The 390-nt window shown below is 56.2% G+C and carries 1 pseudogene; it reads right to left on the minus strand.

The annotated features are described in order from the left end of the window. Positions 1 to 83: 83 nt before the first annotated feature. Positions 84 to 390 (minus strand): annotated as a pseudogene (locus tag IR141_RS12985) (phage head morphogenesis protein); the annotation flags it as partial.

Genomic DNA, 390 nt, shown 5'->3' on the forward strand with positions numbered 1-390 from the left:
TAAATTTCTTTCCACATCCACACTGTCTTCAATAGTGTAGGCCGCCCGATAAATATCCCGGCTTAAGTCCAACTCTGCCATCTTTACCCTTTCAGTAAATCCAACACCCAAGCCAGCACGGCTTTGGGTAGGCTGTTTTTAAAACGTTTGTCTGCCGCCAGCTCTTTCATGGCGGTGCGGGCGATGTCGGGGTGGACGGCCCGGGCTTTTTCGGCGGCCACCCGCGCCATGCGGCTGAGCATGGCTTTGCCCTGATTGGCATTGAAGCCGGCGTTGGGTGCCACAAAGGTGCCGTTGATGCGGATGCCGGTGCGTTGGGCATAGCGCTCTTCGCCGGTGTATTCGTTGGTGCGGATATCGACCGTTATCGTTTCCAATTTGGGGCTGGGC

Origin of the sequence: Neisseria sp. 19428wB4_WF04, from assembly GCF_015235335.1 — a bacterium.
In the GTDB taxonomy this organism is placed as follows: domain Bacteria; phylum Pseudomonadota; class Gammaproteobacteria; order Burkholderiales; family Neisseriaceae; genus Neisseria; species Neisseria musculi.